This window comes from Citrobacter sp. R56 (assembly GCF_016811995.1).
GTDB classification, from domain to species: domain Bacteria; phylum Pseudomonadota; class Gammaproteobacteria; order Enterobacterales; family Enterobacteriaceae; genus Citrobacter_D; species Citrobacter_D enshiensis.
Genome location: NZ_CP069159.1, coordinates 4,497,467 through 4,521,940 on the forward strand (window position 1 = coordinate 4,497,467; position 24,474 = coordinate 4,521,940).

General features: G+C 50.8%; 16 protein-coding genes, 2 tRNA genes, 3 rRNA genes and 1 pseudogene. 7 read left to right on the top strand and 15 right to left on the bottom strand.

The genetic code is table 11. From position 1 onward, the window contains the following. Positions 1 to 2: 2 nt before the first annotated feature. Positions 3 to 713 (bottom strand): GntR family transcriptional regulator, encoded by a 711-nt coding sequence (locus JM656_RS21120; protein WP_203359419.1) that lies wholly within the window; start codon positions 711 to 713, stop codon positions 3 to 5. Positions 714 to 957: 244 nt separating this feature from the next. Further along, positions 958 to 2,781, bottom strand: a complete 1,824-nt coding sequence (gene typA, locus JM656_RS21125; RefSeq protein ID WP_203359420.1) for a ribosome-dependent GTPase TypA — start codon at positions 2,779 to 2,781, stop codon at positions 958 to 960. A gap of 378 nt (positions 2,782 to 3,159) precedes the next feature. Between typA and glnA the strand changes: the two genes are divergently transcribed. From glnA to glnG, 3 genes are all read left to right on the top strand, one after another. Beyond that, positions 3,160 to 4,569, top strand: coding sequence for a glutamate--ammonia ligase (gene glnA / locus JM656_RS21130; protein ID WP_203359421.1), 1,410 nt, complete (start codon positions 3,160 to 3,162; stop codon positions 4,567 to 4,569). A gap of 274 nt (positions 4,570 to 4,843) precedes the next feature. Continuing rightward, a complete protein-coding gene (gene glnL / locus JM656_RS21135; protein WP_192613918.1) occupies positions 4,844 to 5,893 on the top strand; it encodes a nitrogen regulation protein NR(II) in 1,050 nt (349 codons plus the stop codon). A gap of 11 nt (positions 5,894 to 5,904) precedes the next feature. Then, on the top strand, positions 5,905 to 7,314 hold the full coding sequence (gene glnG, locus JM656_RS21140) for a nitrogen regulation protein NR(I) (protein WP_203359422.1): 1,410 nt from the start codon (positions 5,905 to 5,907) through the stop codon (positions 7,312 to 7,314). Between the two features lie 81 nt (positions 7,315 to 7,395). On the opposite strand, the gene hemN is transcribed toward glnG, so the two are convergent. The 3 genes and pseudogenes from hemN to JM656_RS21155 all read right to left on the bottom strand — a co-directional run bounded on the left by hemN (position 7,396) and on the right by JM656_RS21155 (position 9,768). Then, a complete protein-coding gene (gene hemN / locus JM656_RS21145; RefSeq protein WP_203359423.1) occupies positions 7,396 to 8,769 on the bottom strand; it encodes an oxygen-independent coproporphyrinogen III oxidase in 1,374 nt (457 codons plus the stop codon). 188 nt (positions 8,770 to 8,957) lie between these two features. Further along, positions 8,958 to 9,467 carry a Der GTPase-activating protein YihI gene (gene yihI, locus JM656_RS21150; RefSeq protein ID WP_203359424.1) on the bottom strand — a complete coding sequence of 170 codons (510 nt, stop codon included), beginning with the start codon at positions 9,465 to 9,467 and terminating at the stop codon, positions 8,958 to 8,960. Positions 9,468 to 9,584: 117 nt separating this feature from the next. Next, positions 9,585 to 9,768, bottom strand: a pseudogene (locus JM656_RS21155) (hypothetical protein). 280 nt (positions 9,769 to 10,048) lie between these two features. Between JM656_RS21155 and yihA the strand changes: the two are divergent. Further along, positions 10,049 to 10,681: a ribosome biogenesis GTP-binding protein YihA/YsxC gene (gene yihA, locus JM656_RS21160; RefSeq protein WP_203359425.1), complete on the top strand. Its 633-nt coding sequence runs from the start codon at positions 10,049 to 10,051 to the stop codon at positions 10,679 to 10,681. Between the two features lie 334 nt (positions 10,682 to 11,015). Here the strand turns inward: yihA and polA are convergent, their stop codons facing one another. Next, positions 11,016 to 13,802, bottom strand: a complete 2,787-nt coding sequence (gene polA / locus JM656_RS21165) for a DNA polymerase I (RefSeq protein WP_203359426.1) — start codon at positions 13,800 to 13,802, stop codon at positions 11,016 to 11,018. A 363-nt stretch (positions 13,803 to 14,165) separates the two neighbouring features. Between polA and JM656_RS21170 the strand changes: the two genes are divergently transcribed. Continuing rightward, a complete protein-coding gene (locus JM656_RS21170; RefSeq protein WP_203359427.1) occupies positions 14,166 to 15,101 on the top strand; it encodes an acyltransferase in 936 nt (311 codons plus the stop codon). 12 nt (positions 15,102 to 15,113) lie between these two features. Here the strand turns inward: JM656_RS21170 and dsbA are convergent, their stop codons facing one another. The 3 genes from dsbA to JM656_RS21185 all read right to left on the bottom strand — a co-directional run bounded on the left by dsbA (position 15,114) and on the right by JM656_RS21185 (position 17,095). Further along, positions 15,114 to 15,737, bottom strand: coding sequence for a thiol:disulfide interchange protein DsbA (gene dsbA / locus JM656_RS21175; protein WP_203359428.1), 624 nt, complete (start codon positions 15,735 to 15,737; stop codon positions 15,114 to 15,116). A gap of 25 nt (positions 15,738 to 15,762) precedes the next feature. Continuing rightward, entirely contained in the window at positions 15,763 to 16,749 is a 987-nt protein-coding gene (locus JM656_RS21180) for a serine/threonine protein kinase (RefSeq protein ID WP_203359429.1), read from the bottom strand. A gap of 76 nt (positions 16,750 to 16,825) precedes the next feature. Further along, positions 16,826 to 17,095 carry a YihD family protein gene (locus tag JM656_RS21185; RefSeq protein ID WP_203359430.1) on the bottom strand — a complete coding sequence of 90 codons (270 nt, stop codon included), beginning with the start codon at positions 17,093 to 17,095 and terminating at the stop codon, positions 16,826 to 16,828. A 69-nt stretch (positions 17,096 to 17,164) separates the two neighbouring features. Between JM656_RS21185 and mobA the strand changes: the two genes are divergently transcribed. Then, positions 17,165 to 17,749, top strand: coding sequence for a molybdenum cofactor guanylyltransferase MobA (gene mobA, locus JM656_RS21190; protein WP_203359431.1), 585 nt, complete (start codon positions 17,165 to 17,167; stop codon positions 17,747 to 17,749). Further along, the gene (mobB, locus tag JM656_RS21195) at positions 17,731 to 18,252 is read left to right on the top strand and encodes a molybdopterin-guanine dinucleotide biosynthesis protein MobB (RefSeq protein ID WP_203359432.1); all 522 of its coding nucleotides are present in this window, start codon (positions 17,731 to 17,733) and stop codon (positions 18,250 to 18,252) included. Before mobA ends, mobB begins: the two co-directional genes overlap by 19 nt. Before the next feature lie 138 nt (positions 18,253 to 18,390). Here the strand turns inward: mobB and rrf are convergent. The 6 genes from rrf to hemG form a co-directional block, all read right to left on the bottom strand. Continuing rightward, positions 18,391 to 18,506: ribosomal RNA gene (gene rrf / locus JM656_RS21200) — 5S ribosomal RNA — on the bottom strand. Positions 18,507 to 18,600: 94 nt separating this feature from the next. Further along, a 23S ribosomal RNA gene (locus tag JM656_RS21205) occupies positions 18,601 to 21,510 on the bottom strand. 206 nt (positions 21,511 to 21,716) lie between these two features. Next, positions 21,717 to 21,792 (bottom strand) — tRNA-Ala (locus tag JM656_RS21210). Between the two features lie 61 nt (positions 21,793 to 21,853). Beyond that, positions 21,854 to 21,930 (bottom strand) — tRNA-Ile (locus tag JM656_RS21215). 70 nt (positions 21,931 to 22,000) lie between these two features. Continuing rightward, positions 22,001 to 23,542: ribosomal RNA gene (locus JM656_RS21220) — 16S ribosomal RNA — on the bottom strand. The 16S, 23S and 5S rRNA genes sit together here with 2 tRNA genes alongside, the layout of an rRNA operon. A 376-nt stretch (positions 23,543 to 23,918) precedes the next feature. Next, positions 23,919 to 24,464 carry a menaquinone-dependent protoporphyrinogen IX dehydrogenase gene (gene hemG, locus JM656_RS21225; RefSeq protein ID WP_192613929.1) on the bottom strand — a complete coding sequence of 182 codons (546 nt, stop codon included), beginning with the start codon at positions 24,462 to 24,464 and terminating at the stop codon, positions 23,919 to 23,921. Positions 24,465 to 24,474 lie beyond the last annotated feature (10 nt).

The window sequence follows — 24,474 nt, forward strand, 5'->3', positions numbered from 1 at the left end:
ACCTACAAGTTAATAAAGAGATCAACTGCCTCAAATCGCCAGTATTCAAGGTCTATTTGTACGATATTCCCATCGCGGTCAGCCCGATGCTTTTCAATAAGAATGGCTGGCATCCCGGCGGAGCCGCCAATAAATTTACTGATATCGCCAGGCATGCGAACCGGTTTGAAAACCAGCTTCTTTACCACCGTTTCTTTTTTATAGACTTGTTCCCATACGGTAGAAAAAGATTGGTTTTCAAGCTGATCAATAAAACCTGGAGCCACAACGGGATTAATAAACGTTTCATGGTAGAAAACTTTATGCCCTTCCAGTGCGCCCCACCCCGTCACCCGATACAGCTCGTCGGATGCGGCGACGGTTGTCAAAGGAGCAACCATCTCTGGAAAATCGGAAATACGGCTTTTCTCAGTAAATCCCCATGACGGTTCCCTGCCCTGTTCAAGCGCAGCACGCTGAAAGCTCGCCGATAATTCCGGGCTGTAGTTGAAGCGTGGCTGGGTGACGAACCATCCTTTACGATCCTTACGGAATATTTTGGATTCAGCCTCAAGATTTAACAGCGCCTGACGTAGCGTCATACGCTTAATACCCAGCAGCTCACCTAATTCCCGCTCAGAAGGCAGCTTTCCACCTGACGTGGTGATCCCATCGTTTAACCAACGGTCCAGCTTCTCTTTCGCATTTTCAACGGTCGACTGATTGCTCGTCATTGTTTAACCCATTTGGTTTAAACCAGTGAAAGCATCATACGCTGACGCTAAAAAAGAAAGCAAACAGCGCCGACATGCTTTGAAGATAAATGTGACAAAGCTCTCTTATGGCGAGGGTATGGGAGTTTGGCAGGTGAAGAGAGGCAGGAATGAACAGCATCGGTGAGGCCGTAGTACGGCCAAAAAGATCCCAAAAAAAAACCCCGCCACGAAGGCAGGGTCTTATCGTAGAAAGAAGCGTTAATTACTCTTCTTTCGCGCCGCGCATTGCGCGTTTACGATCGTTTTCAGTCAGGTGACGTTTACGGATACGGATGGAAGTTGGGGTAACTTCTACCAGTTCGTCGTCATCGATGAATTCCAGAGCCTGCTCCAGAGTCATTTTCTGAGCTGGGACCAGCGTGGTTGCTTCGTCAGTACCGGAAGCACGCATGTTGGTCAGTTTCTTACCGGTCAGGCAGTTTACAGTCAGGTCGTTAGAACGACTGTGAATACCGATGATCTGGCCTTCGTAAACTTCTGCACCGTGACCGAGGAACAGCTTACCGCGATCCTGCAGGCTGAACAGTGCGAACGCAACCGCTTTACCCTGACCGTTGGAGATCAGTACGCCGTTCTGACGCTGACCAACATCGCCCGCACGAATATCGTCGTAATGGCTGAAGGTGGAGTACAGCAGACCGGTACCGGAGGTCATGGTCATGAATTCTGAACGGAAGCCGATCAGACCACGGCTTGGGATCACGTAGTCAAGACGTACGCGGCCTTTGCCATCTGGATTCATGTTTTTCAGGTCGCCTTTACGCTCACCCAGAGCCTGCATGACAGAACCCTGATGCTGCTCTTCGACGTCCAGCGTTACGTTTTCGAACGGCTCTTGTTTACGGCCATCGATTTCGCGGAAGATAACTTTCGGACGGGAAACCGCCATTTCGAAACCTTCACGACGCATGTTTTCGATCAGAACGGACAGGTGCAGCTCACCACGACCAGATACACGGAATGCATCCGCATCCGGCGTTTCTTCAACGCGCAGTGCCACGTTGTGCACCAGCTCTTTGTTCAGGCGGTCAAGGATCTGACGAGAGGTAACGTACTTACCTTCTTTACCACAGAACGGAGAGGTGTTTACGCAGAAGAACATGGATACGGTCGGTTCATCAACGGACAGTGCTGGCAGCGCTTCAACATTCTGTGTATCACAGATGGTATCAGAGATGTTCAGCTCGCCGAGACCGGTGATCGCGATGATATCGCCCGCTTCTGCAACGTCACTCTCGATACGTTCCAGACCCAGATGGGTCAGAACTTTACCGACTTTACCGTTGCGGGTTTTGCCTGCGCTATCAATGATAGTGATCTGCTGGTTCGGTTTAACTTTACCGCGCTTGATACGACCGATGCCGATAACACCAACGTAGTTGTTGTAGTCCAGCTGAGAGATTTGCATCTGCAGCGGGCCATCAAGGTCTACGTTCGGTGCCGGTACGCGATCAACGATGGTCTGATACAGCGGAGTCATATCTTCAGCCATATCTTCGTGATCCAGACCCGCGATACCGTTCAGCGCAGAGGCGTAAACGATAGGGAAGTCCAGCTGTTCGTCGGTTGCATCAAGGTTAACGAACAGGTCGAATACCTGATCAACAACCCAGTCAGGACGCGCGCCAGGACGGTCAACTTTGTTGATAACAACAATCGGCTTCAGGCCATGAGCAAAGGCTTTTTTGGTCACGAAGCGCGTCTGCGGCATCGGACCATCCATTGCATCAACGACCAACAGCACGGAATCGACCATGGACATTACACGTTCAACTTCACCACCGAAGTCGGCGTGCCCCGGGGTATCAACGATGTTGATACGGTAGTCATTCCATTTGATAGCGGTGTTTTTCGCGAGGATGGTAATCCCACGCTCTTTCTCCAAATCGTTGGAGTCCATCACACGCTCTTGGGTTTCGGCACGCGCATCAAACGTACCGGATTGCTGCAGCAGCTTGTCGACCAGGGTAGTTTTACCATGGTCAACGTGCGCGATGATGGCGATGTTACGCAAATTTTCGATCACAACTTTGCCTCGGGCATTAGGAATAGCGCGTTATTGTACACGGATTAATCGCACTACAAAACAGGATCACAAACATCCTCCGCAAACAAGTATTGCAGAGTTTCTTTGTGATCGCTTTCACGGAGCGTTAAAAGGGTTACTCATTGCTCATTGCACCAACATGGTGCTTAATGTTCACATTGAAGCACTATATTGGTGCAGCGTGCTCACCATGGTGCAGCCCTTTTGCACGATGGTGCGCATGATAACGCCTTTTAGGGGCAATTTAAAAGTTGGCACAGATTTCGCTTTATATTTTTTACGGCGACACGGCCAATTTTTGCAGAATTGTAGACCTCGTTACCACGACGACAATGACCAATCCGGGAGAGTTAAAGTATGTCCGCTGAACACGTATTGACGATGCTGAACGAGCACGAAGTGAAGTTTGTTGATTTGCGCTTCACCGATACCAAAGGTAAAGAACAGCACGTCACTATTCCTGCTCATCAGGTAAATGCCGAATTCTTCGAAGAAGGCAAAATGTTTGACGGCTCCTCCATCGGCGGCTGGAAAGGCATTAACGAATCTGACATGGTACTGATGCCAGATGCGTCTACTGCGCTCATCGACCCGTTCTTTGAAGAATCTACTCTGATTATCCGTTGTGACATCCTGGAACCTGGCACGCTGCAAGGCTATGACCGTGACCCGCGCTCCATCGCCAAACGCGCTGAAGAATACCTGCGCGCTACCGGCATCGCAGACACCGTTCTGTTCGGGCCAGAGCCAGAATTCTTCCTGTTTGATGACATTCGTTTCGGCGCATCCATCTCCGGTTCCCACGTAGCCATCGACGATATCGAAGGTGCATGGAACTCTTCCACCAAATATGAAGGTGGTAACAAAGGTCACCGTCCTGGCGTGAAAGGCGGCTACTTCCCGGTTCCTCCGGTAGACTCTTCTCAGGACATCCGTTCCACCATGTGTCTGATCATGGAAGAGATGGGTCTGGTTGTTGAAGCACATCACCACGAAGTGGCAACCGCAGGCCAGAACGAAATCGCTACCCGCTTTAACACCATGACCAAGAAAGCGGACGAAATTCAGATCTACAAATATGTGGTTCACAACGTTGCGCACCGTTTCGGTAAAACCGCAACCTTTATGCCAAAACCGATGTTTGGCGATAACGGTTCCGGTATGCACTGCCACATGTCTCTGTCCAAGAACGGCGTAAACCTGTTCTCTGGCGACAAATATGCCGGTCTGTCTGAGCAGGCGCTGTTCTACATTGGCGGCGTTATCAAACACGCTAAAGCGATCAACGCCCTGGCAAACCCGACCACCAACTCCTACAAGCGTCTGGTCCCGGGTTATGAAGCACCGGTCATGCTGGCTTACTCTGCCCGTAACCGTTCTGCTTCTATCCGTATTCCGGTGGTTGCTTCTCCGAAAGCGCGTCGTATCGAAGTGCGCTTCCCGGATCCGGCTGCTAACCCGTACCTGTGCTTTGCTGCCCTGCTGATGGCTGGTCTTGACGGTATTAAGAACAAGATCCACCCGGGCGAAGCGATGGACAAAAACCTGTATGACCTGCCGCCGGAAGAAGCGAAAGAGATCCCACAGGTTGCTGGCTCTCTGGAAGAAGCACTGAAAGAGCTGGATCTGGACCGCGAGTTCCTGACCGCAGGCGGCGTGTTCACCGACGAAGCGATCGATGCGTACATTACGCTGCGTCGTGAAGAAGATGACCGCGTACGCATGACGCCGCACCCGGTAGAGTTTGAACTGTACTACAGCGTTTAACCGTATCTTAAAAATCTGACGAATTTCGCGTTGCGGCAAGCCGGCAACTGAGCAAATCCCCAGAAGCATAGATAGCTATGTGACTGGGGTAAGCGAAGGTAGCCAACGCAGCAGCGGCATGAAAGGCGTCTGGCGTTTTTTAGTTGCCGTGGAAACTTTTAGCCCATCTCCGGATGGGCTTTTTTCTCCACCAACAACCTGACTTCACGCGCTTTTTATCAGTAAAAAGCTATAATGCACTAAATTGGTGCAAACTTTTCCAGGAGACTGCTAAATGGCAACTGGCATGCTGCCCGATGCTGGGCAGATCCTTAATTCTTTAATCAATAGCATCTTACTTGTCGATGACGAGTTGGTGGTGCATTACGCCAATCCCGCCGCGCAGCAGTTGCTCGCCCAGAGTTCCCGCAAACTGTTTGGCTCGCCGCTTCCTGAATTGTTGAGCTATTTTTCGTTAAACATTGCGCTGATGCGCGAAAGCTTAGAAGCAGGCCAGGGCTTTACAGACAACGAAGTCACCCTGGTGTTAGACAGTCATTCACATATCCTCTCCGTGACCGCACAAAGGCTGCCAGATGGCCTTATCCTGCTGGAAATGGCCCCGATGGATAACCAACGCCGTTTGAGTCAGGAACAGCTGCAGCATGCTCAGCAAATTGCTGCCCGCGATCTGGTGCGTGGACTGGCGCATGAAATTAAAAACCCGCTTGGCGGTTTACGCGGCGCGGCGCAGTTACTGAGCAAGGCGCTTCCCGATCCGGCGTTGATGGAATACACCAAAGTCATTATCGAGCAAGCGGACAGGCTGCGTAATCTGGTTGACCGCCTGCTGGGGCCACAACATCCGGGCATGCACATCAACGAAAGTATTCATAAGGTCGCAGAACGTGTAGTGGCGCTGGTTTCAATGGAGCTGCCAGAAAACGTGACGCTGATTCGTGATTACGATCCGAGTCTGCCTGAGCTTGCGCACGACCCGGACCAAATCGAGCAGGTGCTGCTGAATATCGTGCGCAACGCCCTTCAGGCGCTGGGGCCGAACGGCGGAGAAATTATTCTTCGTACCCGCACCGCGTTCCAGCTAACCCTGCACGGGATGCGCTATCGTCTGGCGGCGCGTATTGACGTAGAAGACAACGGTCCGGGCATTCCTTCTCATTTGCAGGACACGTTGTTTTACCCCATGGTGAGTGGTCGCGAAGGCGGCACCGGGCTGGGTCTGTCCATCGCCCGTAATTTGATTGATCAACATTCCGGCAAGATTGAATTTACCAGTTGGCCGGGTCATACCGAGTTCTCGGTTTACCTGCCTATCAGGAAATAAAGGTGACGTTTATGCAACGAGGAATAGTCTGGGTCGTCGATGACGATAGTTCCATCCGTTGGGTGCTTGAACGTGCGCTCGCCGGGGCAGGGCTGAACTGCACCACGTTTGAAAGCGGTCACGAGGTACTGGACGCGCTGGCAAGCAAAACGCCAGATGTTCTGCTGTCCGATATCCGTATGCCGGGAATGGACGGTCTGGCACTGTTAAAACAGATTAAGCAACGCCACTCTATGCTGCCGGTCATCATTATGACGGCGCATTCCGATCTGGACGCTGCCGTCAGCGCTTATCAGCAGGGCGCATTTGATTACCTGCCAAAACCGTTTGATATTGATGAGGCGGTCGCGCTGGTTGAGCGCGCCATCAGCCATTATCAGGAACAGCAACAACCCCGGAATATCCAGAACAACGGCCCGACCACCGATATCATCGGTGAAGCCCCTGCTATGCAGGATGTATTTCGTATTATTGGTCGATTGTCTCGCTCTTCAATCAGTGTGCTGATCAACGGCGAGTCCGGCACCGGCAAAGAGCTGGTTGCCCATGCGCTGCATCGCCACAGCCCGCGAGTCAAAGCCCCGTTTATCGCCCTGAATATGGCGGCCATTCCGAAGGATTTGATTGAATCTGAGTTATTTGGTCACGAAAAAGGGGCATTTACTGGCGCGAATACCATTCGTCAGGGGCGTTTTGAACAGGCTGACGGCGGGACGCTGTTTCTGGATGAAATAGGCGACATGCCGCTGGATGTACAAACACGCTTATTGCGAGTCCTCGCTGACGGGCAGTTTTATCGGGTCGGCGGATATGCGCCAGTGAAAGTGGATGTGCGTATTATTGCCGCCACTCACCAGAATCTGGAATTACGCGTGCAGGAAGGCAAATTTCGTGAAGACTTGTTCCATCGCCTGAACGTAATTCGCGTTCATTTACCGCCGCTACGTGAGCGTCGGGAAGATATACCCCGTCTGGCGCGCCATTTTCTGCAAGACGCCGCACAGGAATTAGGGGTTGAAGCCAAACAATTACACCCGGAAACCGAAGCCGCCCTGACGCGCCTGGCATGGCCGGGTAACGTGCGCCAGCTGGAAAACACCTGCCGTTGGCTCACCGTTATGGCCGCCGGACAGGAGGTGTTAATTCAGGATCTCCCCAGCGAGTTGTTTGACGTCGCCGTTCCCGACAGTCCTTCACATATGCAGCCGGACAGTTGGGCCACGCTGTTAGCGCAGTGGGCCGATCGGGCGTTACGTTCCGGTCATCAAAACCTGCTTTCGGAAGCGCAACCGGAAATGGAACGTACACTGTTAACGACCGCGTTACGTCATACGCAGGGGCATAAACAGGAAGCGGCAAGATTGCTTGGCTGGGGTCGTAATACCCTGACACGCAAGCTCAAAGAGTTAGGAATGGAGTGACGAATAAAACACCCGATGGCGCTACGCTTATCAGGACTACACATCGTAGACCCGGTAAGCGCAGCCACCACTGGGGAGTTTTTAAATGACGCGTGAGAACTGCTGCATCCGCGCTTTACGACGCAGATACGCATCAAAGCACATGCAAATGTTACGGATCAGCAGGCGCCCTTTTGGCGTCACCTGAATCCCTTTTTCATTGACGTCCACCAGCCCATCTTTTGCCAATGGCGCCAGCAGGTTCAAATCTTCAGCAAAGTAGTCTGCAAAATTCAGCGCCCATTGCTGCTCAATCGTCGTGTAATCCAGACGGAAGTTGCAAATCAGCGACTTAATAACATCCCGGCGAATACAGTCATCCTGGGTCAATGCAATACCACGCCATAGCGCATTTCCCTGCTCATCAACGAGCTGATAATAGTGTTTCAGCTCTTTTTGGTTCTGCGCGTAGCAGTCGCCAATCATACTGATGGCGGAAACGCCCATCCCCAGCAGGTCGGTATCGCCCTGGGTGGTGTAGCCCTGGAAATTACGGTGCAGTACGCCTTCACGTTGCGCGACGGCTAACTCATCATCCGGACGGGCAAAGTGGTCCATCCCAATAAACTGATAGCCCGTTTCGGTTAACGAAGAGATAGTTTCCTGCAGAATATCCAGTTTCTGCTGCGCGCTGGGCAGATCGGCATCTTTAATTTTACGTTGCGCGGCAAACAGGGTCGGCAAATGCGCGTAGTTAAAGACGCTGAGACGGTCAGGTTTCAGCTCCGCCACGCGTTTCAGGGTGAACGCAAAGCTTTCCGGCGTCTGTTTCGGTAAACCGTAAATCAGATCAATGTTGGTGGAGGTAAAACCGATATCGCGCGCGTGATTCAGCAGCGCAAAAATAAACGCTTCGTCTTGCTCACGGTTGACCAGACGCTGGACCTCTTTGTTGAAGTCCTGTACGCCCATACTCAGACGGTTAAAACCTTCTGCGCGTAAATGATCGAGCACATCCAACTCAATCTCACGCGGATCGACCTCGATCGAGATTTCCGCATCCGCATTAAAATGGAAGTGTTCGCGCAGCAACGTCATTAAGCGGCTGATTTGCGCTTTATTCAGATAGGTTGGCGTACCGCCACCCCAGTGCAGTTGGCTAACGTTGCGTCCGGAAAATAGCGGCGCACGGTGCACTATTTCTTGCTCTAAGGCATCAAGATACTGATCGGCTTTATGCTGCTGGCGGGTCACAATCTTGTTGCAACCGCAGAAGTAGCAGAGCTTATGGCAGAATGGGATGTGTACGTAGAGAGACAGCGGGCGCTCAGGATAACGCGCCACAGCGTGCCGGAATGCCTCTTCGCCAAAGTCTTCAGAAAACTCCAGCGCGGTGGGATACGACGTATATCGTGGCCCGGAATAGTTATATTTCTGGATCAGGGCCAGATCCCAGTCTATTAGCTGTTCAGACATGCTCACTCCTTCCGATGGCATCGCTGGCGGGTACGGCGTACCGGCTTTCCTCCACTACGGGTGATAAGCCGGTTGCGCAGCCACTTCTGTCGCCGCGACAACCGCTGTAGTTTAACGAATAACCACACCAGATAACATATAACCGGAAGGGTTATAAGCAGGACGGGGAGGCCCACGGTGTAAACCCGTTAGTTGCCGCCTTTGAGCAGGCGCATCATATCTTCCTGCTTCTCGTCCTCTTCTTCTTCTTCATCGTCATCATAAGAAAGACCCAGCTTCTGCATCAGTTCATCGATGCGGTCCAGCTTAGCATCAACCCAGGACTGATCTTCTTCACTGAGGGTTTCGCCTGCTTCAAGACGTTCTAACAGCGCATCCAGGCGCTCATCCGTTTCCAGTAAATCCAACTCAGCCTGCGGTGAAAGCATAGGTTTCTCACTCTTCGGTTTGTGCTGTTTGGTGACTTTTTCAGTCACTCCCAATGGAATGGGGGTTTTACTGCCAATACGTGGATCTTTTTGTTTGTTCGAATTCTTAGAGCCAGAAGCACCTTCACTGCCGGACGCACGGCTACCCGCCGCATGGCCACGGTGTTTTTTCTGATGCTTACGGTCACGAGCTTCCTGGTTAAGCTCTTCGCGTGTTTTACGGCGCGCTTTTGCGGGACCTTTGCCGCGTGGTGTAGAAGTTGATTTCATAATAATTCGTCTTTGGCCGTTTTATTCAGTATACATTTGCGGCGGAATCTAGCAGAAAGCAAGTAAAGAAAAAAGGCGACAGAGTCATCTGTCGCCTTTTTTCTTTACTCATAGCCCTTAACGGGTTCTACATTCCCTGTCGGCCATCAACACACCCTGTCTTTCCTTTAGCCTGAAACGTTCCGTGTTGTTTCCATTTCCTTTTACATACGTCTCCGGACGTTTGTCTTCCTGACAATCCTGTGTCTTCGCCTCCTGGCGCTCCTGACCCTCATCCTGAGTCCGTCTGTCCTGTTAGCATCCTCGCTATGAGCACTACTTTACGCCATCAGGTCAGACAGACAAGTGACCAACGCGACGTTTTCGGCGTGTAAGAGCACCATTAAAAAAATAACTTAATGATTTATTTGAGCTAAATCACTTTTCACCCGGCAATGACTCTGAAATTTCGTATATCTACAATCGTCAATATCTCACAAACCACAAGGTTTTTACTTACACGGGCATATGTCGAAACATCCGTCTTTTGCTGGGGTTCAGGTATAATCGCTGCAAAGCTTTGACTGACGGAGACGACCCCTTTGATTAATTTGAATTATCAACAGACGCACTTTGTAATGAGTGCGCCTGATATTCGCCACTTACCTTCCGATACCGGAATCGAAGTGGCGTTCGCTGGCCGTTCCAATGCAGGCAAATCCAGCGCGCTGAATACCCTGACGAACCAGAAGAGCCTGGCGCGTACCTCCAAAACACCCGGTCGCACACAGTTGATCAACCTGTTTGAAGTCGTGGACGGTAAACGTCTTGTCGACCTGCCAGGATACGGTTACGCCGAAGTCCCGGAAGAGATGAAACGCAAATGGCAGCGTGCGCTGGCGGAATACCTGGAAAAGCGTCAGAGCCTGCAAGGGTTGGTGGTGCTGATGGACATTCGCCACCCGCTGAAGGATCTCGACCAGCAGATGATTCTGTGGGCCGTTGAGAGCAATGTTCAGGTTTTGGTTCTGCTGACGAAAGCAGACAAACTGGCCAGCGGAGCGCGTAAAGCTCAGCTCAATATGGTGCGTGAAGCCGTTCTGGCGTTTAACGGTGATGTGCAGGTAGAAGCATTTTCGTCGCTGAAGAAGCAAGGCGTGGATAAGTTACGTCAGAAGCTGGATACCTGGTTTAGCGAACTGGCGCCAGTTGAAGAGAGTCAGGACGCAGAATAATCCCTTCCTACGAATGTTGTACCGGATAATGTCGCTAACGTGGCTTATCCGGCCTACGGAATTTTTCTTTCGCCCAATAAAAAACGCCCCAGTCATTAACTGACTGGGGCGGCTAAAATATTCAGCCAAATCCGATTACGTGAAGTAAAAGGTCTGAAAGATAGAACATCTTACCTCTGTACCCTACGCGAATAACTTTACTCTTTTTTGAGCAGCTCAGAAAGCACTTTTTGTAATTTTTTTTCATTCCTTACATAGGGAATTCCAATAATCATCACAAAATGTTCTATCTTATGTTGCTTAGTTACGAAAAAGCGCGCTGTTCAGTAAACCCTTAGTGCGCTTGATCCCAATTTTCACCGCTTCCCACTTCCACCAGCAGCGGCACATCAATGTGCGTACAGTTTTCCATTAATTGATGGATCTTTTTCGATACGGCCTCGAGATCGTCTTTGTGCACTTCAAACACCAGTTCATCGTGTACTTGCATGATCATGCGCACTCGAGGTTGCTCGGTTTGCAGCCAGTCATCAACGGCAATCATCGCACGTTTGATGATGTCTGCCGCCGTTCCCTGCATCGGTGCGTTGATCGCCGCACGTTCAGCGCCTGCACGCCGCGCAGCATTGCTCGACTTGATGTCTGGTAAGTAAAGACGACGCCCTTCCAGAGTTTCAACGAATCCCTGCTCTTTGGCCTGTGCTCGCGTGCGCTCCATATACTCCAGCACGCCAGGGTACCGTTCGAAGTACAAATCCATATACTTCTGCGCTTCTTTACGCGGAATGTTCAGCTGGCGCGCAAGCCCGAACGCGCTCATGCCGTAGATCAAACCAAAGTTAATGGCTTTTGCGCTACGACGCTGCTCACCCGTTACGCTCTCCAACGGCAGACCAAAGACTTCTGCTGCTGTTGCGCGGTGAATATCTTTTCCTTGTGCAAAAGCGGTTAACAGCCCTTTGTCTCGCGAGAGATGCGCCATAATACGCAGCTCGATTTGCGAGTAATCCGCCGAGACAATCAGATAATCCTGGGGCGGAATAAAGGCCTGACGGATACGGCGGCCTTCGTCGTTACGTACTGGAATATTTTGCAGGTTTGGATCGGTTGATGATAAACGGCCTGTTGCTGTTACCGCCTGATGATAAGAGGTATGCACGCGTCCGGTTTTCGGGTTGATCATCAGCGGCAGCTTATCGGTGTAGGTCGATTTCAGCTTCGCCAGACCGCGATACTCCAGGATCACCTTTGGCAACGGGTAGTCTAATGCCAGCTCTTCCAGTACCTCTTCCGACGTTGACGGCGCGCCGCCCGGCGTTTTCTTCAGCGGCTTAATTCCCTGTTTTTCAAACAGAATTGTTTGCAGCTGTTTTGTGGAGGAGAGATTAAACGCTTCTCCCGCGATCTCATGCGCCTTTTGTTCCAGCGCCGCCAGACGTAACGTCAGCTCTTCCGAATGGTTGTGCAACACGGCGGGATCGATCTTCACGCCGTTACGCTCAACACGAGACAGCACTGGCACCAGCGGCATTTCGATGTTTTCAAAGACATTCAGCGGCCCTTTGTGCTTCTGCAGTTCTGGCCACATTTTCAGATGCAGTTGCAGAGTGACGTCGGCGTCTTCTGCGGCATAGCGCCCGGCTTCTTCCAGAGCAATCTGGTTAAACGTCAGCTGGTTTTTACCTTTGCCGGCAATCTCTTCGAAGGTGATCGTTTTGTGTTTCAACCAACGATCGGACAGGCTGTCCATGTCGTGTCGGCCTGCAACGCTATTCAGGATGTAAGACTCCAGCATCGTATCGAAAGCGATACCGCGCAGCTCAATGCCATAGTTTTGCAATACGCCACGGTCATACTTCAGGTTTTGCCCAACCTTACGGGCACCCTCATCTTCCAGTAGCGGTTTTAGCAGTTCCAGTGCACGGTCTCGGGCTACCTGATCGGGCGCATCAAGATAATCATGAGCAACGGGAACGTAAGCAGCCACACCCGGTTCAATAGCGAAAGAGAGACCCACCAGATTTGCAGAGTGGTTATCGAGACTGTCGGTTTCGGTATCAAATGCAAAGACTGGCGCTTTTTTCAGTTTTTCAATCCAGCTTTCCAGCGTGGCTTCGTCCAGTATCGTCACATAGTTTTCATAAGAGAGTGCCGCCACGGGTTCTTCAGGCGTTTCGTCAGCCACGATGGTTTCTTGCGGTTTTGCCGCTGGCTTTGCGCCTTTCGCTTGTAGCCATTTTCCTGCTTCAACATCGACAATCCAGCGCTTAAATTCGTACTTTTTAAACAGATCCACTAGCGTGTCTGCGGCAGGCTGCTGTACGTTAAGTTGTTCGCAGGTCAGTTCCAGTTCGACGTCGGTTTTGATCGTCGCCAGCTTATAAGACAGATACGCCACATCTTTATTCTGCTCAAGCTTCGCCGCCATGGTTTTCGCACCACGGAAAGTCAGGCCGGCAATTTTATCTGTTTCTGCATACAACGTATCAAGACCACCCAGCCCCTGCAGCAAAGCCTGCGCGGTTTTTTCGCCGACACCCGGAACGCCCGGAATGTTATCGGAGGAGTCCCCCATCAGGGCCAGGAAGTCGATGATCAACTCAGGCGGGACACCGTACTTATTCACCACCTCATCCGGGCCAAGAATCGTATTGGTCATGGTGTTGATAAGCGTAACGTTCGGCGTCACTAACTGGGCCATGTCCTTATCGCCAGTACTGATGAGTACCGGGCGACCGACTTTTTCCGCTTCACGCGCCAGCGTACCGATAACATCATCCGCTTCAACACCGGAAACCGCCAACAACGGCAAGCCCATCGCTTTTACCATTGCATGCAGAGGTTCGATCTGCGCCCGCAGATCGTCAGGCATCGGCGGACGATGAGATTTGTAATGCTCGAACAATTCATCACGGAAGGTTTTACCCTTAGCATCAAATACCACGGCGGCGTGCGTCGGCTGATACTGCATAATCAGGCTGCGCAGCATATTAAGAACGCCGTACATCGCACCCGTTGGTTCCCCCGCACCATTCGTCAGCGGTGGGAACGCGTGATATGCGCGATAGAGATAAGATGAACCATCTACAAGGATAAGGGGGTTTTCTGGGATCTGAACCATAATGTCCGTGCCTGTTTATCAGATTATGGATAAAGGATGCCACAGACAGGATGAAAACATGAGTTTTTCACCGTATTTGTCGTAAAACTTTTACAGATCTTCTGGATCTCTCGCAAAGTAAATTGTGGATAACTTTGTGCATAAATAATTTAATTTAGTTTATCTCAGGCATAATGCTTTAAATATCATAACTTTTATTCATGCTTTTCATTATGTTAGACAGAAGCGCAGAGATTTATTCTTAAAATGATACCGATATCAGGATGTGGATAGATATAGTTAACTTTTCTATTCCTCGAAGACCCATTATTTGGTCCGTTTTCTGATAAAATCTGCCCCTTGCGTGTCTTTAGCGCACTATTTATGGCTAACCTTTTGAATAATTTAATTATGACGAGAATACTCGCTGCGATAACGCTTTTGCTGAGTATCGTATTGACCATTTTGGTCACGATTTTATGTTCTGTACCGATCATCATCGCCGGAATCGTGAAACTCCTTTTGCCCATTCCTTTCGTCTGGCGCAAGGTTTCCGTCTTCTGCAATTTCATGATGTTTTGCTGGTGTGAAGGCCTCGCACTGCTCCTGCATCTCAACCCATGGCTAAAGTGGGACGTAGAAGGACTGGAGGGGCTGAACAAGAAAAACTGGTATCTGCTCATTTGTAATCATTACAGCTGGGCGGATATTGTTGTGCTTTGCGTCCTGTTCCGTAAGCACATCCCCATGAATAAATATTTTCTCAAACAGCAACTGGCCTGGGTACCGTTCATTGGTCTGGCATGCTGGGCGCTGGATATGCCCTTTATGAAACGTTACTCGCGCAGCTATCTACTGCGCCACCCTGAGCAACGTGGCAAGGATGTGGAAACCACCCGACGCTCCTGCGAGAAGTTTCGTGCGCATCCAACGACCATTGTGAATTTCGTCGAAGGCTCACGGTTTACCGATGAGAAGCACCAGCAGACGCGATCACCTTACAAAAACTTGTTACCTCCCAAAGCGGCCGGTATTGCTATGGCGTTGAACGTCCTGGGATCGCAATTTGATAAGTTGCTCAATGTAACGCTGTGCTATCCGGAAAACAGCCGTCGTCCCTTCTACGACATGTTGAGTGGCAAACTGACCCGTATCGTCGTACGTGTAAACCTGGAGCCTGTTCAGGAAGAATTGCACGGCGATTATGTTAATGACAAAGGATTTAAACGCCGCTTTCAGCTTTGGTTGAATACGCTGTGGGTTCAGAAAGATGAACTGATAGAAGAGATTAAAGCATCAAATAAAAACGCCGGTCAGTGACCGGCGTTTTCGTTATTTCTTTTCAACCAGGTGTTTTACGGTATCAGCGTACTGTTGCACGAAGATATCCATACTGCTGGTATCCATCCCTTGCGGGTTAATCTGATATTTACCGTTGACGAACATCGCTGGCACGCCCTGAAGCTGTAGGTCAGCAGCGGCTTTCTCCTGCTGCGCAACCAGTGATTTCACCACAAAGCTGTTCCATGCAGCATCGTAATCTTCACCTTTGATCCCCGCATCAACGAAGACTTTGCGAATGTCCGCGACAGACTGGACGGTTTGCAGTTTCTGCACACCTTCAAACATCGGAACGGTGATTTTGTCTTCCACACCCAGCGCCATCGCAACTGCCCATGCCTGCGTCAGATCCTTGCCCAACGGCCCCAGGAACTCAACGTGGTATTTGGTCATCTTCACGCCTTCCGGCAGTTTTTTCTTCACGTTTTCAGAAACATGAAGAACCTCTTCAAACTGATAGCAATGCGGGCAGTAGAACGAGAAAAACTCTAAAACCTGAGGCTCGCCAGCAATCGGTTTTTCCAGCGTGATGTATTGTTTGCCATCACTGAACTGCGCTGCCGATGCGCTAAATGCTAAAACCATACCAGCCAGCGCCAGCCAAATCTTTTTCATGTAATCTCTCTCCTGATGTGTTCGATTAATACATTGGCGTTAATTGTAAAGGGGGCTCCTGCAGCGTTTTTGTCTGCGCGATAAAAGTCGCCGTTTGCTGCAGCCAGTAATCTTCCCCGGTGAGCCATGGGAAGTTTTTGGGAAATGCAGGATCAGCCCAACGACGCATAAGCCAGGCAAGATAATAAACTAAACGCATGGCGCGTAAAGGTTCAATCAGTCCGAGTTCAGAGGTATCAAATTCACTCACCTCTTCATAAGCCTCAATGATCGTCTCAAGCTGCATCCGCTGCTCTGCTTTATCGCCATTTAGCAACATCCAGAGATCCTGCACGGCAGGTCCATTGCGGGCATCGTCTAAATCGACAAACAGCGGGCCGTCACGCCAGAGAATATTTCCTGCATGGCAATCGCCATGTAAACGTAGCGTGTCAAAACGGGCATGCCATCTTTCGGTAACAGCAGAAATGAGCCCATCGGTTGCTTTCAGAAAAGCGTCCCTTTGGCCTGACGGAATAAGCGGCGCATCTTCGAATAACTTACGAGGTTCGAAGAGATATTCTTCGAGGCCTATTGTCGGCCGGGAAGCAAAAGGTCGTTTACGTCCGGTCTGGTGCAAACGGCCAAGATAGCGGCCTACGGCTTCCATTTGATCAATGTTGTCGGCTTCAAACTGCCTGCCGCCGACACTGGGAAAGATCGCGTAGTGGAAACCCTCGTGGTTTAGCAACGTCTGGTCGTTAAACACAATGGGAGCCGCAACCGGAACCTCATCGTTGACCAACTCTAACGCAAACTGGTGTTCTTCCAGTATTTGATCCACAGACCAACGCTCAGGACGGTAAAATTTAACGACATAACGTCGACGGTCTTCGTCCTGAAATTGATAGACGCGGTTTTCATAACTGTTGAGCGGGGTAAGACCGGAATCCACCCGGATCCCCTGTTCAAACAGTGCATCCACGATGGTATCCGGGTGTAGTGTCTGGAAAGTAAAAGCGCTGTCGTTCATCCCATCATCCGGAAAATACTACGAATAATTCAGGATATCATTTCATAACGCTTTTCGTGGAGTCACTTACAAGGTTTTACTCTTTAATAACACCACGTGCGCGTAATAACGCCGTTTTGAAATCTTCTTCATAATCTTTTTGAATCCCAGGGATCACGGCATCTTTTGCTGAGTCACGCATTTTCAGGTGATAGATCAGAATGTCGTCAGTTAAATCCGCCAGCTCACCGTCAAAACCTGACTCTTTCGCCAGTTTCTGCAAAAATTGCATCAGGTTGAGTTCGGGTTCTTTCTGCCAGGCTGGCTGCAGGAGTTCGATAACTTCATTCAGGCGTTTACATTTCATGGTTGTGCTCCTTACTCTTGATATAGATACGTTAGCAGGGTCAATCCCACAATAAAAGAGGCGATATCAGTGAATCTGGATAGTGCAATAACGGGGGTTGTACTGGCGGGAGGCAAAGCTCGCCGAATGGGAGGGGTCGACAAAGGTTTACTTGAGCTGGACGGCAAACCTCTCTGGAAACACGTTGCCGATAACCTTTTATCGCAGCTTGAAACTGTTGTGGTTAATGCCAATCGCCATCGAAATATTTACCAAAAGAGTGGGCTGCGTGTGATCCCCGATTCGCTTGCCGATTTTCCGGGTCCATTGGCGGGTATGCTTTCCGTTTTTCTGCAGGAAAAAGGCGACTGGTTTCTGTTTTGTCCTTGTGACACACCGTATATTCCTCGCGATCTGGTTGCGCGTTTAAAGGCCCAACGCAACGATTCAGCCGTAGTGTGGGTCCATGATGGCGAGCGGGATCACCCAATTATCGCTTTGGTAAACCGCTCAGTACAACCTTTACTACAGGATTACCTCCAGTCCGGCGAGCGACGAGTGATGGTCTTTATGCGTCTTGCCGGTGGGCATGCTGTCGATTTTAGTGACCAAAAAGACGCATTTGTTAATGTGAATACCCCTGAAGAACTTGCCAGATGGCAGGAGAAACGATGATCCCACTACTTGCCATTGCCGCATGGAGCGGTACGGGGAAAACCACACTGCTCAAAAAATTGATCCCGGAACTGTGCGCCAGAGGAATTCGTCCGGGACTGATTAAGCACACCCATCACAATATGGATGTCGACAAACCCGGTAAGGACAGCTATGAGCTACGCAAAGCTGGTGCCGCACAAACTCTGGTTGCCAGCCAACAGCGTTGGGCACTCATGACTGAAACACCGGATGAAGAGGAACTGGATCTCGCATTTCTGGCCAGCAGAATGGATGCCTCAAAGTTGGATTTGATTCTGGTAGAAGGGTTTAAGCATGAGGACATCGCCAAGATTGTGTTGTTTCGCGAGGGAACCGGGCGCACTCAGGAAGAACTGGTGATTGATGCACATGTGATTGCCATCGCCAGCGATGTGCCGTTGAGGATTGATGTTCCGCTATTAGATATCAATAATGTTGGTCAACTCACTGATTTTATTGAGCAATGGATGCGGAGTTTATGAGCCGTGCTATTTGGATTGCCAGATGGCGCTGCACTTATCAGGCCTACAAATCGGATAAACACCGCCATCCGGCATTTCCCCCGGACCACAGACGCAAAAAAGCCCATCCGTCAGGATGGGCTTCTTCACTTGTTTGATGCCTGGCAGTTCCCTACTCTCGCATGGGGAGACCCCACACTACCATCGGCGCTACGGCGTTTCACTTCTGAGTTCGGCATGGGGTCAGGTGGGACCACCGCGCTACAGCCGCCAGGCAAATTCTGTTTATTAACATGTTCTCTGAACACATTAATTTAATCTGTATCAAGCTGATTATTGGTCTCTTCGCCAAAACACCTTTGGCGTTGTAAGGTTAAGCCTCACGGTTCATTAGTATCGGTTAGCTCAATGTATCGCTACACTTACACACCCGACCTATCAACGTCGTAGTCTTCAACGTTCCTTCAGGAGACTTATAGTCTCAGGGAGAACTCATCTCGGGGCAAGTTTCGTGCTTAGATGCTTTCAGCACTTATCTCTTCCGCATTTAGCTACCGGGCAATGCCATTGGCATGACAACCCGAACACCAGTGATGCGTCCACTCCGGTCCTCTCGTACTAGGAGCAGCCCCCCTCAATTCTCCAGCGCCCACGGCAGATAGGGACCGAACTGTCTCACGACGTTCTAAACCCAGCTCGCGTACCACTTTAAATGGCGAACAGCCATACCCTTGGGACCTACTTCAGCCCCAGGATGTGATGAGCCGACATCGAGGTGCCAAACACCGCCGTCGATATGAACTCTTGGGCGGTATCAGCCTGTTATCCCCGGAGTACCTTTTATCCGTTGAGCGATGGCCCTTCCATTCAGAACCACCGGATCACTAAGACCTGCTTTCGCACCTGCTCGAGCCGTCACTCTCGCAGTCAAGCTAGCTTATGCCTTTGCACTAACCTCCTGATGTCCGACCAGGATTAGCTAACCTTCGTGCTCCTCCGTTACTCTTTAGGAGGAGACCGCCCCAGTCAAACTACCCACCAGACACTGTCCGCAACCCGGATCACGGGTCTACGTTAGAACACCAGCCATTAAAGGGTGGTATTTCAAGGTTGGCTCCATGCAGACTGGCGTCCACACTTCAAAGCCTCCCACCTATCCTACACATCAAGGACCAGTGTTCAGTGTCAAGCTATAGTAAAGGTTCACGGGGTCTTTCCGTCTTGCCGCGGGTACACTGCATCTTCACAGCGAGTTCAATTTCACTGAGTCTCGGGTGGAGACAGCCTGGCCATCATTACGCCATTCGTGCAGGTCGGAACTTACCCGACAAGGAATTTCGCTACCTTAGGACCGTTATAGTTACGGCCGCCGTTTACCGGGGCTTCGATCAAGAGCTTCTCCTTACGGATAACCCCATCAATTAACCTTCCGGCACCGGGCAGGCGTCACACCGTATACGTCCACTTTCGTGTTTGCACAGTGCTGTGTTTTTAATAAACAGTTGCAGCCAGCTGGTATCTTCGACTGATTTCAGCTCCACGAGCAAGTCGCTTCACCTACATATCAGCGTGCCTTCTCCCGAAGTTACGGCACCATTTTGCCTAGTTCCTTCACCCGAGTTCTCTCAAGCGCCTTGGTATTCTCTACCTGACCACCTGTGTCGGTTTGGGGTACGATTTTGTGTTACCTGATGCTTAGAGGCTTTTCCTGGAAGCAGGGCATTTGTTACTTCAGCACCGTAGTGCCTCGTCATCACACCTCAGCGTTAATAAGGAACCGGATTTACCTGGAACCTCCGCCTACATGCTTAAACCGGGACAACCGTCGCCCGGCCAACATAGCCTTCTCCGTCCCCCCTTCGCAGTAACACCAAGTACAGGAATATTAACCTGTTTCCCATCGACTACGCCTTTCGGCCTCGCCTTAGGGGTCGACTCACCCTGCCCCGATTAACGTTGGACAGGAACCCTTGGTCTTCCGGCGAGCGGGCTTTTCACCCGCTTTATCGTTACTTATGTCAGCATTCGCACTTCTGATACCTCCAGCAACCCTCACAGGCCACCTTCAACGGCTTACAGAACGCTCCCCTACCCAACAACACATAGTGTCGCTGCCGCAGCTTCGGTGCATGGTTTAGCCCCGTTACATCTTCCGCGCAGGCCGACTCGACCAGTGAGCTATTACGCTTTCTTTAAATGATGGCTGCTTCTAAGCCAACATCCTGGCTGTCTGTGCCTTCCCACATCGTTTCCCACTTAACCATGACTTTGGGACCTTAGCTGGCGGTCTGGGTTGTTTCCCTCTTCACGACGGACGTTAGCACCCGCCGTGTGTCTCCCGTGATAACATTCTTCGGTATTCGCAGTTTGCATCGGGTTGGTAAGTCGGGATGACCCCCTAGCCGAAACAGTGCTCTACCCCCGAAGATGAGTTCACGAGGCGCTACCTAAATAGCTTTCGGGGAGAACCAGCTATCTCCCGGTTTGATTGGCCTTTCACCCCCAGCCACAAGTCATCCGCTAATTTTTCAACATTAGTCGGTTCGGTCCTCCAGTTAGTGTTACCCAACCTTCAACCTGCCCATGGCTAGATCACCGGGTTTCGGGTCTATACCCTGCAACTTAACGCCCAGTTAAGACTCGGTTTCCCTTCGGCTCCCCTATTCGGTTAACCTTGCTACAGAATATAAGTCGCTGACCCATTATACAAAAGGTACGCAGTCACCCTGATAAATCAAGGCTCCCACTGCTTGTACGTACACGGTTTCAGGTTCTTTTTCACTCCCCTCGCCGGGGTTCTTTTCGCCTTTCCCTCACGGTACTGGTTCACTATCGGTCAGTCAGGAGTATTTAGCCTTGGAGGATGGTCCCCCCATATTCAGACAGGATACCACGTGTCCCGCCCTACTCTTCGAGTTCACAACACATGCGATTTTGTGTACGGGGCTATCACCCTGTATCGCCGGACTTTCCAGACCGTTCCACTACCACACATGCTGATTCAGACTCTGGGCTGCTCCCCGTTCGCTCGCCGCTACTGGGGGAATCTCGGTTGATTTCTTTTCCTCGGGGTACTTAGATGTTTCAGTTCCCCCGGTTCGCTTCATTACGCTATGTATTCACGTAATGATAGTGTGACGAATCACACTGGGTTTCCCCATTCGGAAATCGCCGGTTATAACGGTTCATATCACCTTACCGACGCTTATCGCAGATTAGCACGTCCTTCATCGCCTCTGACTGCCAGGGCATCCACCGTGTACGCTTAGTCGCTTAACCTCACAACCCGAAGGTGTTTCGTAAAACACATCGTGTTGCGAAAATTTGAGAGACTCGAACACACCGCTTGCCTGTTCTTATTACGGAGAACAGACACAGTGTGTCGTTTCAATTTTCAGCTTGATCCAGATTTTTAAAGAGCAAAACTTCGCAGTGAACCTTTTCAGGTACACTCTGAAGTTTTCTTGGGTTTTTGCAGTAAGTAATGGTGGAGCTATGCGGGATCGAACCGCAGACCTCCTGCGTGCAAAGCAGGCGCTCTCCCAGCTGAGCTATAGCCCCATCGTAGTTATCTCATTCACCTTAGTTCATTCTGAAACACCCTACGGTATCAGAAGGAATTTGGTAGGCCTGAGTGGACTTGAACCACCGACCTCACCCTTATCAGGGGTGCGCTCTAACCACCTGAGCTACAAGCCTGCAGAGATTTCTTACTGCTAATTTTCATCAGACAATCTGTGTGAGCACTACAAAGGCAGGTTCTTTAAGGTAAGGAGGTGATCCAACCGCAGGTTCCCCTACGGTTACCTTGTTACGACTTCACCCCAGTCATGAATCACAAAGTGGTAAGCGCCCTCCCGAAGGTTAAGCTACCTACTTCTTTTGCAACCCACTCCCATGGTGTGACGGGCGGTGTGTACAAGGCCCGGGAACGTATTCACCGTGGCATTCTGATCCACGATTACTAGCGATTCCGACTTCACGGAGTCGAGTTGCAGACTCCGATCCGGACTACGACATACTTTATGAGGTCCGCTTGCTCTCGCGAGGTCGCTTCTCTTTGTATATGCCATTGTAGCACGTGTGTAGCCCTACTCGTAAGGGCCATGATGACTTGACGTCATCCCCACCTTCCTCCAGTTTATCACTGGCAGTCTCCTTTGAGTTCCCGGCCGAACCGCTGGCAACAAAGGATAAGGGTTGCGCTCGTTGCGGGACTTAACCCAACATTTCACAACACGAGCTGACGACAGCCATGCAGCACCTGTCTCACGGTTCCCGAAGGCACTAAAGCATCTCTGCTAAATTCCGTGGATGTCAAGAGTAGGTAAGGTTCTTCGCGTTGCATCGAATTAAACCACATGCTCCACCGCTTGTGCGGGCCCCCGTCAATTCATTTGAGTTTTAACCTTGCGGCCGTACTCCCCAGGCGGTCGACTTAACGCGTTAGCTCCGGAAGCCACGCCTCAAGGGCACAACCTCCAAGTCGACATCGTTTACGGCGTGGACTACCAGGGTATCTAATCCTGTTTGCTCCCCACGCTTTCGCACCTGAGCGTCAGTCTTTGTCCAGGGGGCCGCCTTCGCCACCGGTATTCCTCCAGATCTCTACGCATTTCACCGCTACACCTGGAATTCTACCCCCCTCTACAAGACTCTAGCCTGCCAGTTTCGGATGCAGTTCCCAGGTTGAGCCCGGGGATTTCACATCCGACTTGACAGACCGCCTGCGTGCGCTTTACGCCCAGTAATTCCGATTAACGCTTGCACCCTCCGTATTACCGCGGCTGCTGGCACGGAGTTAGCCGGTGCTTCTTCTGCGGGTAACGTCAATCGACACGGTTATTAACCGTATCGCCTTCCTCCCCGCTGAAAGTACTTTACAACCCGAAGGCCTTCTTCATACACGCGGCATGGCTGCATCAGGCTTGCGCCCATTGTGCAATATTCCCCACTGCTGCCTCCCGTAGGAGTCTGGACCGTGTCTCAGTTCCAGTGTGGCTGGTCATCCTCTCAGACCAGCTAGGGATCGTCGCCTAGGTGAGCCGTTACCCCACCTACTAGCTAATCCCATCTGGGCACATCCGATGGCAAGAGGCCCGAAGGTCCCCCTCTTTGGTCTTGCGACGTTATGCGGTATTAGCTACCGTTTCCAGTAGTTATCCCCCTCCATCGGGCAGTTTCCCAGACATTACTCACCCGTCCGCCACTCGTCACCCAAGGAGCAAGCTCCTCTGTGCTACCGTTCGACTTGCATGTGTTAGGCCTGCCGCCAGCGTTCAATCTGAGCCATGATCAAACTCTTCAATTTAAGTTTGATGCTCGTGAATTAAACTTCGTAATGAATTACGTATGTTCACTCTTGAGACTTGGTATTCATTTTTCGTCTTGCGACGTTAAGAATCCGTATCTTCGAGTGCCCACACAGATTGTCTGATAAATTGTTAAAGAGCAGTGCCGCTTCGCTTTTTCTCAGCGGCGCGGGGTGTGCATATTACGCCATCCCGCTACAGAGTCAAGCATTTATTTTTGCTTTTCTCTGCGAGGTTCTCAGTAGAACCCCGCTGACCCGGCGGCTTGCGTGCCGTTGTTCCGTGTCAGTGGAGGCGCATTATAGGGAGTTATTTCAGGCTGACAAGCGGAAATTTAAAATAATCTTCCAAGTGCTTATTTTTTATTCTTTGCGACTACTTTGACGACGGATTGCTGGTTAATTGCGCGATTTCACGGGCAAAAATCGCCACTTGTTCCCAGTCGGTATAGACCACTTCTTTACTCGTATCCGTTTCACCGCCTGACATCTTCATAATGAGCTTAATCATAATGCGGTCGTACCAGCGATAACGAGGATAACGAAGCGCCCCCGCAATCACTGCGCAACGATCGGGACGCCACGGCGAGTTCATCAGAAACTTGCGTGCATAGCTGTTTGTCTGCGGCGTCCGCTTTTCCGGCTTACGCGCAACAAGATTCACCGAATAGAACGCACTCGGCATTGCGTTCAATCTTGCAGAATGTGTCTTCACGAACTCCTGGAAAGCAGCATGATAATGACCGTAGCGAATAGACGCCCCAATCACCACGCGATCATAACTTTGCCAGTCCGGCTCCTCAGTACGATGAAGATTAACGACATCTGCCCAGATCCCCAGCTCTTTTAATTCAGAGGCCAGATACGAGGCAATCTCGCGCGTTTGTCCATCCCGGGTAGAGAAGAGAATGAGTGTTTTCACGTGTTACTCC

Excerpts from the sequence above, each read along its gene's own strand:
- JM656_RS21120 (WP_203359419.1), bottom strand. The coding sequence starts at position 713 with ATGACGAGCAATCAGTCGACCGTTGAAAATGCGAAAGAGAAGCTGGAC.
- glnA (WP_203359421.1), top strand. The coding sequence starts at position 3,160 with ATGTCCGCTGAACACGTATTGACGATGCTGAACGAGCACGAAGTGAAG.
- glnL (WP_192613918.1), top strand. The coding sequence starts at position 4,844 with ATGGCAACTGGCATGCTGCCCGATGCTGGGCAGATCCTTAATTCTTTA.
- glnG (WP_203359422.1), top strand. The coding sequence starts at position 5,905 with ATGCAACGAGGAATAGTCTGGGTCGTCGATGACGATAGTTCCATCCGT.
- hemN (WP_203359423.1), bottom strand. The coding sequence starts at position 8,769 with ATGTCTGAACAGCTAATAGACTGGGATCTGGCCCTGATCCAGAAATAT.
- yihI (WP_203359424.1), bottom strand. The coding sequence starts at position 9,467 with ATGAAATCAACTTCTACACCACGCGGCAAAGGTCCCGCAAAAGCGCGC.
- polA (WP_203359426.1), bottom strand. The coding sequence starts at position 13,802 with ATGGTTCAGATCCCAGAAAACCCCCTTATCCTTGTAGATGGTTCATCT.
- JM656_RS21170 (WP_203359427.1), top strand. The coding sequence starts at position 14,166 with ATGGCTAACCTTTTGAATAATTTAATTATGACGAGAATACTCGCTGCG.
- dsbA (WP_203359428.1), bottom strand. The coding sequence starts at position 15,737 with ATGAAAAAGATTTGGCTGGCGCTGGCTGGTATGGTTTTAGCATTTAGC.
- JM656_RS21180 (WP_203359429.1), bottom strand. The coding sequence starts at position 16,749 with ATGAACGACAGCGCTTTTACTTTCCAGACACTACACCCGGATACCATC.
- JM656_RS21185 (WP_203359430.1), bottom strand. The coding sequence starts at position 17,095 with ATGAAATGTAAACGCCTGAATGAAGTTATCGAACTCCTGCAGCCAGCC.
- mobB (WP_203359432.1), top strand. The coding sequence starts at position 17,731 with ATGGCAGGAGAAACGATGATCCCACTACTTGCCATTGCCGCATGGAGC.